The sequence below is a fragment of the Streptomyces sp. NPDC005566 genome (assembly GCF_040605575.1).
GTDB lineage: Bacteria > Actinomycetota > Actinomycetes > Streptomycetales > Streptomycetaceae > Streptomyces.
In genome coordinates this window covers 202,434-215,449 of record NZ_JBEXDB010000001.1, presented here as the reverse complement: position 1 = coordinate 215,449, position 13,016 = coordinate 202,434, and the positions used below count along the sequence as shown (strand labels likewise).

Genomic DNA, 13,016 nt, shown 5'->3' with positions numbered 1-13,016 from the left:
GCGAACACGCCCCGGACCGGGGCCCGACTCACCCGTTGGATGTCCGCGTGCCGGGCCTGCCGAGGAATGCTCCGGCGAGCAGGGCGCCGGCCAGGACGAGTGCCGAGTTGACCAGGACCGCCGCCGAGACGCCGGACAGCACCGCGTCGGGCCCCGTGGCCGTTCCCATCCGCGCGGTGACGATCGCGCTCATGACCGGGATGCCCATCGTGATGCCGACCTGCTGCGTCATCGTCGCGAGCCCGGTGGCCAGGCCCTGCTCCTCGTCGGGGAGTCCGGAGGTGGCGGTGACCATGAAGCCCACGATCATCAGCATGTTGCCGACGCCGCCGATGAAGGTCGCGACCAGCAGGAGCTGGATCCATCCGCCGGAGGTGCCGAGCGCCACCAGGGAGAGGGTGGCGACGGCCTGGACGACGCCGCCCAGGACGATCGTGCGCCGGTTGCCGAACCTGCCCACCGCACGGCCGCCGAGCATGCCGCCGATGACGGTCCCGACGCCGAGGACGCCGAAGGCGAGGCCGGTGGCGAGCGGCGAGTAGCCAAGGACTTCCTGGAGGTAGAGCGTGAGCAGGAAGACCAGGGACGTCTCGGTGACGAAGGCGATCAGCCCGGTGGCGTTGCCCCAGATGACACTGCGTCGCTTCAGGATGTGTACCGGGACCAGGGGCGCCGCGGCCCGCTTCTCGACGAACCAGAAGCCGACGAGGAGCGCCGCGCCGGCGAGCAGTGCGGCCAGGGTCGTGGGTGCCAGCCAGCCGGACTCGCCGGCTTGAGTGAGCCCGAACACGAGGAGCAGCAGGCCGCCGGTGACGGCCGCGGCGCCCGGCAGGTCGAGCTTGGGGCGTTCGGCCGGCCGGGAGTCGGCGATCACGGACGGGGCGAGGGCCACGACGAGTGCGGCGACGGGGACGTTGATGAAGAAGGCCCAGCGCCAGGAGAGCAGATCGGTCAGCAGCCCGCCGAGGATCGCCCCGGCGGTGAAACCTGCCGACATCAGGGCCCCGTTGAGGCCGAGGGCGCGTTCGCGCAGGGGCCCTTCCTTGAACGCCGTGGTGAGCAGTGCGAGCCCGGCCGGGGTGACGGCCGCGGTGGCCAGGCCCTGCAGCACCCGTGCGGTGAGCAGTACTTCGGGGGAGGTGGCGAGTCCGCCGAGTACGGAGGACAGGCCGAGGACGACCATGCCGCCGATGAAGAGGCGCTTACGGCCGACGAGATCGGCGATGCGGCCGAACAGCAGCGTGAAGCCGGCGGCGGCCAGTGCGAAGGAGGTGGCGATCCACTGGAGGTGGGAGAGGGAGAAGCCGAGTCCTTCGCCGACGGCGGGCAGGGCGACGTTCAGGATCGAGAAGTCCACGGCGATCATGAACTGTGCACCGAGGAGGAGGACGAGGACGAGCTTCTGCCGTCCGGTCATACGGAGAGGGGGAGGGGCCGGGGACGCAGGGGCGATGAGGGGTGCCGTGCGGGACGTGGACATGGGGAGCCCTTTCCTGAAGGCGAACGACTCTAACGGGTCTGTGGTTCCGTTAGTATGGAGTCACCGTAGCAGGACTAGGGCTATTAATGGAACTGGAGACCCGTTATGGATGCTGAAGGAGTGGAGCCGGGCATGGTCCGGCCCGGTGGGCGCACGGCCCGGGTACGGGAATCGGTTCTGCGGGCTGCCGGTGACGCGCTGGTCGAGCAGGGCTTCGACCGGCTCGACCTCGCCGATGTCGCACGACGCGCCGAGGTCGGCAAGACGACGGTCTACCGGCGCTGGGCCGGTACCGCGGGTCTGGTCGCCGATCTGCTCACTGACATGGCGGAGCAGTCCGTACCGCGTACGGACACGGGTTCACTGGACGAGGACCTCAGGGCCAACGCCAGGCTGGTGGTGCGCACCCTGACCGACCCGCGCCAGGGCGCGCTCTTCGCCGCCGTGATCGCGGCGGCCACCTGTGACGCCCGCACGGCCGAGGCGCTGCACCGCTTCTACGCCGTGCGCATCGCCGAGTGGTCCGGCTGCGTCGACGCGGCGGTCGAGCGGGGCGAACTGCCCGCCGGCACCGACGCGGGCGAGGTGATCCGGGCCGTCTCCGCACCCCTCTACTACCGGCTGCTGGCCAGCGGCGACCCCCTCGACGAAGCCGCCGCCGACCGCGCGGCCGAGGCGGCGGCGGTGGCGGCGAGGGCGGGCGTGTATGTGATCTGAGGGTGCCGCCGCGTTCGGTGCCGGTCAGCCGATGCGGGTTCCCGTACCGCTCACCCTGATCCGGGTGTCGTCCGGGCGCAGTTCCACGGTGAGCGTGCCGGGGCGGCCCATGTCCGCTCCCTGGTGAAGGGTGAGGACGGCGTCGTCGGGGACGAGGCCGAGCTCCCGGGCGTACGCGCCGAACGCGGCCGCCGCCGCGCCCGTGGCCGGGTCCTCGACCACCCCGCCGACCGGGAACGGGTCGCGGACGTGGAAGACGGTCGACGACTCGCGGCTGACCAGCTGGAGCGTGGTCAGGTCCAGGCGGTGCATCAGCGCTTCCAGGCGGGCGAAGTCGTAGTCCAGGTCGGCCAGTCGCTCACGGGTCGAGGCGGCGAGCACCAGGTGGCGGTTGCCCGCGTAGGCGATGCGGGGCGGCAGGGCCGGGTCGAGGTCGGTGGCCGGCCAGTCCAGTGCGGCCAGGGCTTCCGCCAGGTCGTCAGCTCCGATGTCCGAGACGTGCGGCTCGACGCTGGTGAGGGTCGCGCGGAGCGCGTCGCCGTCCCGGGTGACGGTGACCGGGACCGTACCGGCAGGGGCGACGAAGGTCAGGTCGCCGGGGCCGTCGCGTTCGGCGAGGGCGATGGCCGTCGCGACCGTCGCGTGGCCGCAGAAGGGGACCTCGGCCTTGGGGCTGAAGTAGCGGATCGTGTAACCGCCGCGGCCGTCCGGTGCGGTGAGGAACGCGGACTCGCTGTACCCCAGCTCCGCCGCGACGGCGAGCATCTCCGCGTCGTCGAGGCCGGAGGCGTCCAGTACGACCCCGGCGGGATTGCCCCCGTCCGGGTCGGCGGAGAAGGCGGTGTAACGGAGCACCTCGGTGCTGGGAAGTCGGCTCATGCGCACGACAACTGACGCGCGGCCGGGGGAATTCCCGAGGGGTGGTACGGGGCCCTGACCCCCCGTACCACCCCCTGGCCGTTCCGCGGACCCCCCGGACCGCGGTGGCCGTTCACTGCGGTCAGTGGCAGACCTTGATCCCGGTGCTCGTCGGCGTCCAGGAGCAGGAGTCCTGGAGCGAGCCGCTGGGCTTGTACAGCCGGGCCTTGTCGCCGGTGTTGTTCCAGACGTACGACCCGCGGTTCCAGTACACGTGGGCTCCGGAGGTGCTGCCCTTGCCCGTGTGGACCCGGACCGTCTTGCCCGCGGCGACCGTGTAGCTGCCGAAGGTGTACGTGTACCCGGTGTTGTCCTTCAGCCGGTAGCCCTTGAGCTGGAGCTTCACCGTGCCGTTGTTGTGGATGTCCACGAACTCGGCGTTCAGGGACGTGTTCGTCCGGGTGTCGGTGCCGGGGCTGTTGTACTGGATCTTGCCGAGGTGCAGCCCGCCCTGATGGGAGGCCGCCGAGGCCGGAGCCGTGGCGAGGAGCGAGCCGGCCAGTGCGGTGGCGGCGGCCAGGGCGAGAGGCGCGGCGGTGCGTATGCGCATACTGTGTGTTCCTTCTGTGTTCATCTGGTGAAGGTCAGCAGCATACGGGCAGCACGCGCTTACGCGGTGCCGTCGGCGGAAATCAGCAAACTCGGTCATTTTGCGACGGGTTCGGGCATGCGGATGCGAGGGTGCGGGGGACCGGCCGCCGCGGCGTCAGCCCCGGCCCACGTACGGCATCGCGGTCGCCATGACCGTCGCGAACTGCACGTTCGCTTCCAGCGGCAGCTCCGCCATGTGCAGGACCGTCCGGGCCACATCGGCCGCCGCCATCACCGGTTCGACGGCCACGTCGCCGTTGGCCTGGAGGATGCCCGTCCGCATCCGCTCCGTCATGTCGGTCGCCGCGTTGCCGATGTCGATCTGCCCGCAGGCGATCCGGTACGGACGCCCGTCCAGTGACAGCGACTTCGTCAGACCCGTCATGGCGTGCTTCGTCGCGGTGTACGCGATGGAGTGCGGGCGAGGGGCGTGCGCGGAGACGGAGCCGTTGTTGATGATCCGTCCGCCCTGCGGGTCCTGCTCCTTCATCAGGCGGTACGCCGCCTGCGCGCACAGGAACGCCCCCGTCAGGTTGACGTCCACCACCGTCCGCCAGTCCTCGTAGGCGATGTCCTCGACCGGCGCCGAACGCGGTCCGAAGGTCCCCGCGTTGTTGAAGAGCAGATCGAGGCGGCCGAAACGCTCCCGGGCGAGCGAGAAGAGCGCTGTCACCTCGTCCGGGTCCGTCACATCGGTGGGCAGGCACACGGTGTCTCCCCGGCCGCCGGCCGCGGCGGCGGTCTCCTTGAGGGGCTCCTCCCGTCGCCCCGCCAGGATCACCGTCCAGCCGGCCTCTTCGAGGGTGAGGGCGACGGCCCGGCCGATGCCCGACCCGGCACCCGTGACGACAGCGATTCTCTGCTCAGCGTTCATGGCCCGGCAGCGTACGGGAGGTTTGGCGGCACAGGGCACCCGGTGCTCATCGCACCGCCATACGGATGTTGTGTACCCGCCAACGGCAGGTCGTCACCCCCCACTCCAATGCCTCTGACAGCATCCGGCAGGGGAGGGGCATATGACAGCCGCACAGATCAGCACGCCCGGTCAGCAGGGGCATTCCGCCGAACTGCGCAGCGCCGCGCGGCGGCTCGGGTCCGGTGTGGACCGCCGCAGGTTCCTCACCGTCACCGGCGCCGCCGCCGCACTGGCCTTCGCCGTCAACCTGCCCGCCGCAGGTGCTGCGAGCGCCGCCGAACTCGACGCCCGGAAGATCACCGAGGACCCCTTCACCCTCGGCGTCGCCTCGGGCGACCCGCTGCCCGGATCCGTCCTCCTGTGGACGAGACTCGCGCCCCGCCCCTTCGAACCCGACGGCGGACTGCCGGCCACACGTGTACAGGTCCGCTGGGAGGTCGCCCGCGACGAACGCTTCGCCCGGATCGTCCGACGCGGATCCGTCACCGCGCACCCGGAGTTCGGCCACAGCGTCCGCGTGGACGTCGACGGCCTCGACCCGGACCGGACCTTCTACTACCGCTTCCGCGCCGGCACCTGGATCAGCCCGGCCGGCCGGACCCGCACAGCTCCCGCCCGCGGCGCCCGCAACAGCTCACTGACCCTGGCCGCCGTCTCCTGCCAGGCCTACCACGACGGCTACTTCACCGCCTACAAGCACCTCGCCGCCGAGGACGTCGACGTGGTCTTCCACCTCGGCGACTACCTCTACGAGTACGCGGTCACCGCCACGGGCGGCGCCCGCACCTACACCGACCGCACCCTCCCGGCCCACTACAACCGGGAGACGGTCACGCTGGAGGACTACCGGATGCGGTACGGCCTCTACAAGTCCGACCCCGATCTGCGCGCCGCCCACGCGGCCCACCCCTTCGTCGTCACCTGGGACGACCACGAGACCGAGAACAACTACGCGGGAGACACCCCGGAGAACAGCGTCCCGCCGGAGGAGTTCCTGCTGCGCAGGGCCGCCGCCTACCGCGCCTACTGGGAGAACCAGCCGCTGCGCACCCCGCAGCGCCCCACCGGCCCCGACATGCGGCTCTACCGCCGCCTGGAGTTCGGCCGGCTCGCCCAGTTCGACATCCTCGACACCCGCCAGTACCGCAGCAACCAGGCGTACGGCGACGGCTGGAAGGTCCCCGGGCCCGAGTCCGAGGACCCGTCGCGCACCATGACGGGAGCCGCCCAGGAGCGCTGGCTGCTCGACGGCTGGAAGAACTCCCGTGCGCGCTGGAACGTCCTGCCGCAGCAGGTCACCTTCGCCCAGCGGCGTGACGTGCCCACGGACGCCTTCAAGCTGTCCATGGACTCGTGGGACGGCTACCCGGCCTCCAGGCAGCGGCTCATGGACGGGGCCGAGGCCGCCGGGGTCGACAACCTGATGGTGCTGACCGGGGACGTCCACGTCGGCTACGGCTTCGACCTGAAGAAGGACTTCGACGACCCGTCGTCCCGGACCGTCGGCACGGAGATCGTGGCCACCTCGATCGCCAGCGGCAAGGACGGCGCCGAGAAGCCGGCCAACTGGACCAACCAGACCCAGGCCAACCCGCACATGAAGTTCTACGACGGCCGCCGCGGCTACGCCCTCGTCACCCTCGGCACGGAGCAGGCGCGCGCCGACTTCCGTACGGTGTCGGCCGTCACCACGCCCGGTGCGCCCGTGGGCACCGCCGCGTCCTTCGTGACCGAGGCCGGGAACCCGGGGCTCACCCCCGCGTGACCCGGCCCCGGGCCGGCCGGAAGGTTCAGGCGCGGTCGTCCGCCGGATAGCGGACGCCGATGCGGTCACGTACCGCGTCGAGCGTCCGCATCACGGCGAGCGAGCCGTCCAGCGGCACCAGCGGGGACTCCGTCTCGCCCGCGAGCAGCGCACGCGTCACCTCGGCCGCCTCGTACTGCATGCCCGAGAGTCCCTGCGGTCCGGGGCCGGTGGTGACCTCCTCGGGCTCCCGGCCGGAACGGTGCAGGACGAAGCGCTCCGGGTGGAAGAAGCCGTGCGGGAAGTCGATCCGCCCGGTGGTGCCGGTGACCGACGCGGTGGTGGGCAGGTTCCCCACGATCGAGCAGGACAGCAGCGCCGTGGCGCCCGAGTCCCAGCCCAGCAGCATCCCGGTGTTGAGGTCGACGCCCTCCGGGGACAGCAGCGCGTCCGCCTGCACCCGGTCCGGCTCACCCAGCAGCAGGTGCGCGAACGACACCGGGTAGACCCCGAGGTCCAGCAGCGCGCCGCCGCCCAGAGCGGGATCCCGCAGCCGGTGCTCGGCGCCGAAGGTGCCCGCGAAACCGAAGTCGGCCTGCACCGTGCGGATCTCGCCGATGGCACCGTCCCGCACCAGCTCGGTCATGCGGCGGATGACCGGGTTGCAGTACGTCCACATGGCCTCCATGAGGAAGAGCCCCCGCTCCCGTGCCAGGGCCACGAGCTCCCGCGCCTCGCGCGCGTTGAGCGTGAACGCCTTCTCGCACAGCACGTGCTTCCCGGCCTCCAGGGCGAGCCCCGCGGCCTCCCGGTGCGCGGAGTGCGGCGTCGCCACGTACACGACATCGATGTCGTCGTCGGCGACGAGCTCCGCCCAGCTGCCGTACGACCGCCCGATCCCGAACCGCTCGGCGAACGCCTTCGCGGAGGCGTCCGTGCGGGAGGCGACGGCGACGACCTCGGCTCCGGAGTCCTTCATCGCCAGCAGATCCCCGGTGAACGTCGCGGCTATGCCGCCCGTCGCCAGTACACCCCAACGCACAGTCCTGCTCATGCCCGCCCGCCCTCATGAAAAAAGGTTCCGACCACTACGACTGAGCTGAGAGCATAGATGTGGATTCAACGAAGCGGAGACGAGGATGCCGGACAGCGGCGTGAGCCGGGCCCAGCAGGAACAGCACGAACGACCGGATCGGTCCGAGCGCCACGAGCAGCGAGAGCGGCACATTCACCCCGTACGGCAGGAACACCGGCAGGAACACATACCGGCACCCCCGGGTTCCTCCGCCACCGACGCCGCACGGCGGGCCGGAATCCTGGTCACCCTGGTTCTCGGCGGGCTGACCGCGCTGCCGCCGCTCTCCATGGACATGTACCTCCCGGCGCTGCCCGCGGTCACCGACTCGCTGCACGCCCCGGCCGCGACCGTCCAGCTCACGCTGACCGCATGCCTCACCGGCATGGCGCTCGGCCAGCTCGTCGTCGGACCGATGAGCGACCGGTGGGGACGGCGCAAGCCGCTGCTCCTCGGCATGATCATCTACGTGGTGGCCACCGCGATCTGCGCCTTCGCCCCCTCCGCCGAACTCCTCATCGGCTTCCGCCTCCTGCAGGGACTGGCGGGCGCCGCGGGCATCGTGATCTCCAGGGCCGTGGTGCGCGACCTCTACGACGGCATGGAGATGGCCCGGTTCTTCTCCACCCTGATGCTGATCTCCGGTGTCGCTCCCGTCATCGCGCCCGTGATCGGCGGACAGGTGCTGCGGTTCACCGACTGGCGCGGCATCTTCGTCGTGCTCACCGCCGTGGGCGTGCTGCTCACCCTGATCGTGTGGAAGTGGCTGCACGAGACCCTGCCCGAGGAGGAACGGCACACCGGCGGCATCGGTGAGGCGCTGCGCACCATGCGCGGACTGCTGGCGGACCGGGTGTTCACCGGGTACATGATCGCGGGCAGTCTCGCGTTCGCCGCGCTGTTCGCCTACGTGAGCGCGTCCCCGTTCGTCGTGCAGGAGATCTACGGAGCCTCGCCGCAGACCTTCAGCCTGCTCTTCGGCATCAACTCGATCGGGCTGATCGCCGTCGGCCAGATCAACGGCAAGGTGCTCGTCGGCCGGATCAGCCTCGACAAGGCGCTCGGCCTCGGACTGGCCGTCATCTCCCTCGCGGCCGTCGCCCTGCTGCTCATGACCTCCGGAGTATTCGGCGACGTGGGCCTGCTGCCCGTCGCCACCGGGCTCTTCGTCCTGATGTCCGCGATGGGACTGGCGATGCCCAACACCAACGCCCAGGCCCTGATGCGCACGAAGCACGCGGCGGGGTCCGCCTCCGCGCTGCTCGGTACGACGTCGTTCCTCGTCGGTGCCATCGCCTCACCCCTGGTCGGGATCGCGGGGGAGCAGACGGCCGTGCCCATGGCCGTGGTGCAGGTCGTGTGCGCCCTCTCCGCGGTGGTGTGCTTCCTCGGCCTGTGCCGGCCGTGGCAGACCAGGGGCGGCCCGCACGATCAGCCGACGCGCGGATAGCCCAGCAGGTGCAGCCGGTCCTTCCGGTCCGTCCATCGGAACACTCCGGTCCCGGACATCTCCAGCTCCGGAAGCCTCACATTCAGTGACAGCGGCTCGGTGCCCCAGGTCGTGAAGCTCATCGTGACCGGGGCCCCGCCTCCCTCCAGGGCGTCGGAGGCGTCCCGTGCGTTCGTCGCGCCGTACGCCGTACCCGCGTCCGTCACCGAGGCGAGCGTCAGCTGTGCCGCCCCGTCGTCCTCCTCGAAGCAGACCCCCTTCGCCGCCGCCAGATCGAAGGCCAGGTTCCCCGCCACCAGGTAGCGGTCCGAAGGGGAGACGACGGACTGGGGATGGCGTCCGGGTTCGATGGCCGGCTTGTGGCACTCCACCGAGACCATCGCCTTGCCGGTCGCGGCGTCGTGCACCGTCCACAGTTCGTGCGTCGCGGCACGCTTGGACCCCTTGGCGAGCTGCCACTTCGCCAGGATCCGGTCGGAGGCCACGGACGTCGGCACGCCGGAGAGCACGTCGGCGCCCTTGGGCGCGACCGTCCTGCTGAACCAGCCGCCCCGTACCCAGAATTCGCGCACCCCGCTGAACAGAAGACCCTTCGCCGTCTGCCCGCGCACCTCGGTGAGCTGCTTGCAGGCGGCGCAGCCCTTCGGGTACGTCACCGAGGCGGCGCCGACCTCCGAGACCTGGCCGGTCACCGGGTCGACCACCGCACTGTTCGCCCGGCCGTCGCTGATCAGGATGTTCGGCCCGGTCGCCGTGACCGTCGGGGCGCCGTTCCACGGCACCTCGACCCGCCGGCGCTCGCCGTCCGCGGCGTCGTACACATCGAGGGAGATGAAGGTGTCGGCCGGGGCCAGCCCGTCGCCGACCTTCCCGTACGACCACGTCACGAAGAACTGCCGGTCGTCCTTGGCGACGCCGATCAGCTTCGGGAAGTGCAGCGGGTCCGGCGGCCGCCAGGCCTCGCCGCTCCAGCCGTCCCGGCCCGTCTCCGTGTCGACGGTCCGCAGCCGGTAGTGGTTGTCGGAGGCCTTCACCAGATAGGCGAGCCGGCCCGTCGTGGGCGCGACGGCGTAGTCGGGCCCCACGCCCACGATCTCCCAGCCGCGGGCCGTCGTGTAGGCCGGAGGGACCGTCAACTGCGTTGCCGGGCCCGCGCTCTTCTTCACCGGCTTCTTCGGCTTGTCGTCCTTCTTGCCGCTGCCGCCGCCCCCGCCGCAGGTCGCCAGCAGGAGCAGCAGCGCAAGGAAGAGCACCCCGCCGACCAGAGCCAGGCGCACGATCTTCTGTCTCATGGTCCCCCCGATGAGAAATCCCCCCGACCGATCCCGAATGACCTGCCCCGATCCGGCGCCGGTCAGCGTAGCAACAGGACAACGCCCGGCAGCAGTTCGGTTCCGTCGCCGTTCTGTCCCGGTTCCGTACCGGACCGCCCGGCAGCGACGGACCGGCTTCCTGCGCCTACAATTCGGCGGTGAATGCCACCCTCCCCACCTCGGAAGCCCTGCGCACGGCCTTGGCCGCGCTGCTCGAAGGACTGCCGCCCAAGCAGGCCGCACAGGCCGTCGACCGGCTGATCGCCAGCTACCGCGGGACGACCCCCACCGACGCCCCGGTCCTGCGCGACCGCTCGGACGTCGCCGCGTACGCCGCGTACCGGATGCCCGCGACCTTCGAGGCCGTACGGTCCGCCCTCGCGGCACTCCGTGAGGCGGCGCCGGACTGGGTGCCCGCCACGCACACCGACATCGGGGGCGGTACGGGCGCGGCGAGCTGGGCCGTCGCGGGGGCCTGGGAAGGGCCGCGCACGACCGTGCTGGACTGGGCCGAACCCGCCCTCGCGCTCGGCCGCGAGCTGGCCACGGCCTCGGGCGTTCCCGGGCTGCGGGACGCCGAGTGGCAGCGCGCCAGGATCGGCACGGCGCTGGAACTCGCGCCCACGGATCTGGTGACCGTCTCGTACGTCCTCAAGGAGCTCACCCCGGAGGACCGGATCCAGGTGGTGGAAGCGGCCGCCACCGCCGCGCAGGCGGTGGTGATCGTCGAGCCGGGCACCCCGGACGGCTACGCCCGCGTCATCGAGGCCCGCGACCTGCTGATCGGCGCGGGGCTGACCGTGGCGGCGCCCTGCCCGCACAGCGACGCCTGCCCCATCGAGCCGGGCACGGACTGGTGCCACTTCTCGGCGCGGGTCAGCCGCTCGTCCCTGCACCGCCGGGTGAAGGGCGGCTCCCTGAGCCACGAGGACGAGAAGTTCAGCTACGTCGTGGCGACCCGCTTCCCCACCGATCCGGTACGGGCGCGGGTCACCCGCAGGCCGCAGATCCGCAAGGGCCAGGTGCTCCTCGAGCTCTGCACCCGCGAGGAGGGCCTGCAGCGCGCGACGGTCACCAAGCGGCACGGCGATCTGTACCGTGCCGCCCGGGACACCGCGTGGGGCGACGCCTGGCCGCCCCCGGAGAAGCCCTAGGGTCTCAGCTCCTGGGTGCAGCACTTCACGCTGCCGCCGCCCTTGAGCAGCTCGCCGAGGTCCATCGGAACCGGCTCGAAGCCGCGGTCCCGCAGCGGATCGAGGAGCCCGACGGCGGCCTGCGGAACCAGCACGTGCCGTCCGTCGCTGACCGCGTTGAGACCCAGCGCCGCGGCGTCCGCCTCCTGGGCGATCAGCGCGTCGGGGAAGAGCCTGGCCAGCACGGACCGGCTGCCCGGCGAGAAGGCCCCCGGGTAGTACATGATCTCGTCGGCGGCGTCGTCGAGGACGCACAGCGCCGTGTCCAGGTGGTAGTAGCGCGGATCCACCAGGTCGAGGCCGATCACGGGGCGTCCGAAGAACTCCTGCGCCTCGTCGTGGGAGAGCGGACTGGACCGGAAGCCGCGCCCCGCCAGGAGGTACGAGGAGGTGACCGCGAAGTCGCCCTCCCCCTCGTTGACGTGATCCGGTACATGGATGTCGGTGAAGCCGTTGGCCCGGAACCAGTCCCGGTGCGCCTCGGCCTCCGCGTACCGCTCCCGGTACGCGAACAGGGCGCCCAGCACGCGTCCGTCGATGACGGTGGCGCCGTTGGCGGCGAACACCATGTCGGGGAGGTCCGGGTCCGGGGTGAGCAGCTCGACGGTGTGGCCGAGCGAGCGGTAGCGGTCGCGCAGGTCCTCCCACTGGGTGTTGGCCAGCGGCAGGTCGACAGGTTTCGAGGGGTCCATCCATGGGTTGATGGAGTACGTGACCTTGAAGTGGGCCGGGGCGCACATCAGGTAGCGACGAGGGGTGGCGTCACGGGTCAATGCAGGCTCCTCACGAACGGCAGCCGGAGCTGCGGAACGGTGGGATGCGCACGGTCTGTGCGTGAGTTCATGGTGCGCTGCTCCCGGCCGATGCGCAGTGATCCGATCGGGTGATTCATGCGATGGTCGTCGAGCAGCCAACAAGACGATACGTATCGAATCGTGAACTTGTAGGCTGAGTGGATGTCACCCCACAAGGCGCCCGATTCCAGCCGCCGCAGCGACCGCTCCCGCCGCGCGATCTACGACGCCGCCCTCGCCCTCGTCGGCGAGGCCGGCTACGCGAGGACGACGATCGAGGGGATCGCCGCCCGCGCGGGGGTCGGCAAGCAGACGATCTACCGCTGGTGGCCGTCCAAGGCGGCCGTCCTCATGGAGGCCTTCATCGACGTGGGGACCCGGGCGGCCGAGGAGGCCGGCGACGCCGGCTACGCGATCCCCGACACCGGGGACCTGGCGGCCGACCTCAAGCTCGTCCTGCGGGCCACCGTCGACGAGCTGAACGACCCCGTGACCGAGGCGCCGACCCGCGCCCTGGCCGCCGAGGGCATCATCGATCCGGTGCTGGGCGCCCAGTTCGTCGAGAAGCTGCTCGATCCGCAGATGCAGTTGTACGTCACACGGCTGCGCTCCGCCCAGGAGGCCGGCGAGGTGCGCGACGACATCGATCCGCGCATCGCGCTGGAGCTGCTGATCGCCCCGCTCACCCACCGCTGGCTGCTCCGGACCCTGCCGCTCACCCATGAGTACGCGGACGCGGTGGTCGACCTCACCCTGCGGGGACTCGCGACCGGACCCGCGGAATAAAACAGCCATTCCCTTGCATTCGGTGCAGGTGGGCTCCAC

11 protein-coding genes and 1 pseudogene are annotated in these 13,016 nt (G+C 71.2%); 5 read left to right on the top strand and 7 right to left on the bottom strand.

All coding sequences use genetic code 11. The annotated features are described in order from the left end of the window. Positions 1-28: 28 nt before the first annotated feature. Complete coding sequence (locus ABZS61_RS00995; RefSeq protein WP_356414134.1) at positions 29-1,480, bottom strand: MFS transporter; 1,452 nt, start codon at positions 1,478-1,480, stop codon at positions 29-31. A gap of 105 nt (positions 1,481-1,585) precedes the next feature. Between ABZS61_RS00995 and ABZS61_RS00990 the strand changes: the two genes are divergently transcribed. Continuing rightward, the gene (locus ABZS61_RS00990) at positions 1,586-2,197 is read left to right on the top strand and encodes a TetR/AcrR family transcriptional regulator (RefSeq protein ID WP_356414131.1); all 612 of its coding nucleotides are present in this window, start codon (positions 1,586-1,588) and stop codon (positions 2,195-2,197) included. A 24-nt stretch (positions 2,198-2,221) separates the two neighbouring features. Here the strand turns inward: ABZS61_RS00990 and ABZS61_RS00985 are convergent, their stop codons facing one another. The 3 genes from ABZS61_RS00985 to ABZS61_RS00975 all read right to left on the bottom strand — a co-directional run bounded on the left by ABZS61_RS00985 (position 2,222) and on the right by ABZS61_RS00975 (position 4,580). Further along, the gene (locus tag ABZS61_RS00985; RefSeq protein WP_356414128.1) at positions 2,222-3,076 is read right to left on the bottom strand and encodes a PhzF family phenazine biosynthesis isomerase; all 855 of its coding nucleotides are present in this window, start codon (positions 3,074-3,076) and stop codon (positions 2,222-2,224) included. A gap of 121 nt (positions 3,077-3,197) precedes the next feature. Beyond that, on the bottom strand, positions 3,198-3,665 hold the full coding sequence (locus tag ABZS61_RS00980) for a lamin tail domain-containing protein (RefSeq protein WP_356414125.1): 468 nt from the start codon (positions 3,663-3,665) through the stop codon (positions 3,198-3,200). A 156-nt stretch (positions 3,666-3,821) separates the two neighbouring features. Continuing rightward, the gene (locus ABZS61_RS00975; protein WP_356414122.1) at positions 3,822-4,580 is read right to left on the bottom strand and encodes an SDR family oxidoreductase; all 759 of its coding nucleotides are present in this window, start codon (positions 4,578-4,580) and stop codon (positions 3,822-3,824) included. A 142-nt stretch (positions 4,581-4,722) separates the two neighbouring features. Here ABZS61_RS00975 and ABZS61_RS00970 point away from each other — a divergent pair, with 142 nt between their 5' ends. After that, on the top strand, positions 4,723-6,387 hold the full coding sequence (locus ABZS61_RS00970) for an alkaline phosphatase D family protein (protein WP_356414120.1): 1,665 nt from the start codon (positions 4,723-4,725) through the stop codon (positions 6,385-6,387). Between the two features lie 25 nt (positions 6,388-6,412). Here ABZS61_RS00970 and ABZS61_RS00965 read toward each other — a convergent pair whose 3' ends face one another. Further along, positions 6,413-7,420, bottom strand: coding sequence for a Gfo/Idh/MocA family oxidoreductase (locus ABZS61_RS00965; RefSeq protein WP_356414118.1), 1,008 nt, complete (start codon positions 7,418-7,420; stop codon positions 6,413-6,415). An 85-nt stretch (positions 7,421-7,505) separates the two neighbouring features. Here ABZS61_RS00965 and ABZS61_RS00960 point away from each other — a divergent pair, with 85 nt between their 5' ends. Next, positions 7,506-8,891, top strand: a complete 1,386-nt coding sequence (locus ABZS61_RS00960; RefSeq protein WP_356414115.1) for a Bcr/CflA family multidrug efflux MFS transporter — start codon at positions 7,506-7,508, stop codon at positions 8,889-8,891. On the opposite strand, the gene ABZS61_RS00955 is transcribed toward ABZS61_RS00960, so the two are convergent. Beyond that, positions 8,873-10,183, bottom strand: a complete 1,311-nt coding sequence (locus ABZS61_RS00955) for a hypothetical protein (protein WP_356414112.1) — start codon at positions 10,181-10,183, stop codon at positions 8,873-8,875. The genes ABZS61_RS00960 and ABZS61_RS00955 overlap by 19 nt on opposite strands. 179 nt (positions 10,184-10,362) lie before the next feature. On the opposite strand from ABZS61_RS00955, the gene ABZS61_RS00950 reads away from it, so the two are divergent. Beyond that, positions 10,363-11,358, top strand: coding sequence for a small ribosomal subunit Rsm22 family protein (locus ABZS61_RS00950; RefSeq protein ID WP_356414109.1), 996 nt, complete (start codon positions 10,363-10,365; stop codon positions 11,356-11,358). Here ABZS61_RS00950 and ddaH read toward each other — a convergent pair. Continuing rightward, positions 11,355-12,182: pseudogene (gene ddaH, locus ABZS61_RS00945) on the bottom strand (dimethylargininase); the annotation flags it as partial. The gene ABZS61_RS00950 and the pseudogene ddaH overlap by 4 nt on opposite strands. A 171-nt stretch (positions 12,183-12,353) precedes the next feature. On the opposite strand from ddaH, the gene ABZS61_RS00940 reads away from it, so the two are divergent. Continuing rightward, positions 12,354-12,977: a TetR/AcrR family transcriptional regulator gene (locus ABZS61_RS00940; protein WP_356414106.1), complete on the top strand. Its 624-nt coding sequence runs from the start codon at positions 12,354-12,356 to the stop codon at positions 12,975-12,977. The last annotated feature ends 39 nt before the right edge of the window (positions 12,978-13,016 follow it).

Coding starts and splice junctions, on each gene's coding strand:
- ABZS61_RS00985 (WP_356414128.1), bottom strand. CDS start 3,076: ATGAGCCGACTTCCCAGCACCGAGGTGCTCCGTTACACCGCCTTCTCC.
- ABZS61_RS00990 (WP_356414131.1), top strand. CDS start 1,586: ATGGATGCTGAAGGAGTGGAGCCGGGCATGGTCCGGCCCGGTGGGCGC.
- ABZS61_RS00955 (WP_356414112.1), bottom strand. CDS start 10,183: ATGAGACAGAAGATCGTGCGCCTGGCTCTGGTCGGCGGGGTGCTCTTC.
- ABZS61_RS00980 (WP_356414125.1), bottom strand. CDS start 3,665: ATGCGCATACGCACCGCCGCGCCTCTCGCCCTGGCCGCCGCCACCGCA.
- ABZS61_RS00970 (WP_356414120.1), top strand. CDS start 4,723: ATGACAGCCGCACAGATCAGCACGCCCGGTCAGCAGGGGCATTCCGCC.
- ABZS61_RS00940 (WP_356414106.1), top strand. CDS start 12,354: ATGTCACCCCACAAGGCGCCCGATTCCAGCCGCCGCAGCGACCGCTCC.
- ABZS61_RS00965 (WP_356414118.1), bottom strand. CDS start 7,420: ATGAGCAGGACTGTGCGTTGGGGTGTACTGGCGACGGGCGGCATAGCC.
- ABZS61_RS00960 (WP_356414115.1), top strand. CDS start 7,506: ATGCCGGACAGCGGCGTGAGCCGGGCCCAGCAGGAACAGCACGAACGA.
- ABZS61_RS00995 (WP_356414134.1), bottom strand. CDS start 1,480: ATGTCCACGTCCCGCACGGCACCCCTCATCGCCCCTGCGTCCCCGGCC.
- ABZS61_RS00975 (WP_356414122.1), bottom strand. CDS start 4,580: ATGAACGCTGAGCAGAGAATCGCTGTCGTCACGGGTGCCGGGTCGGGC.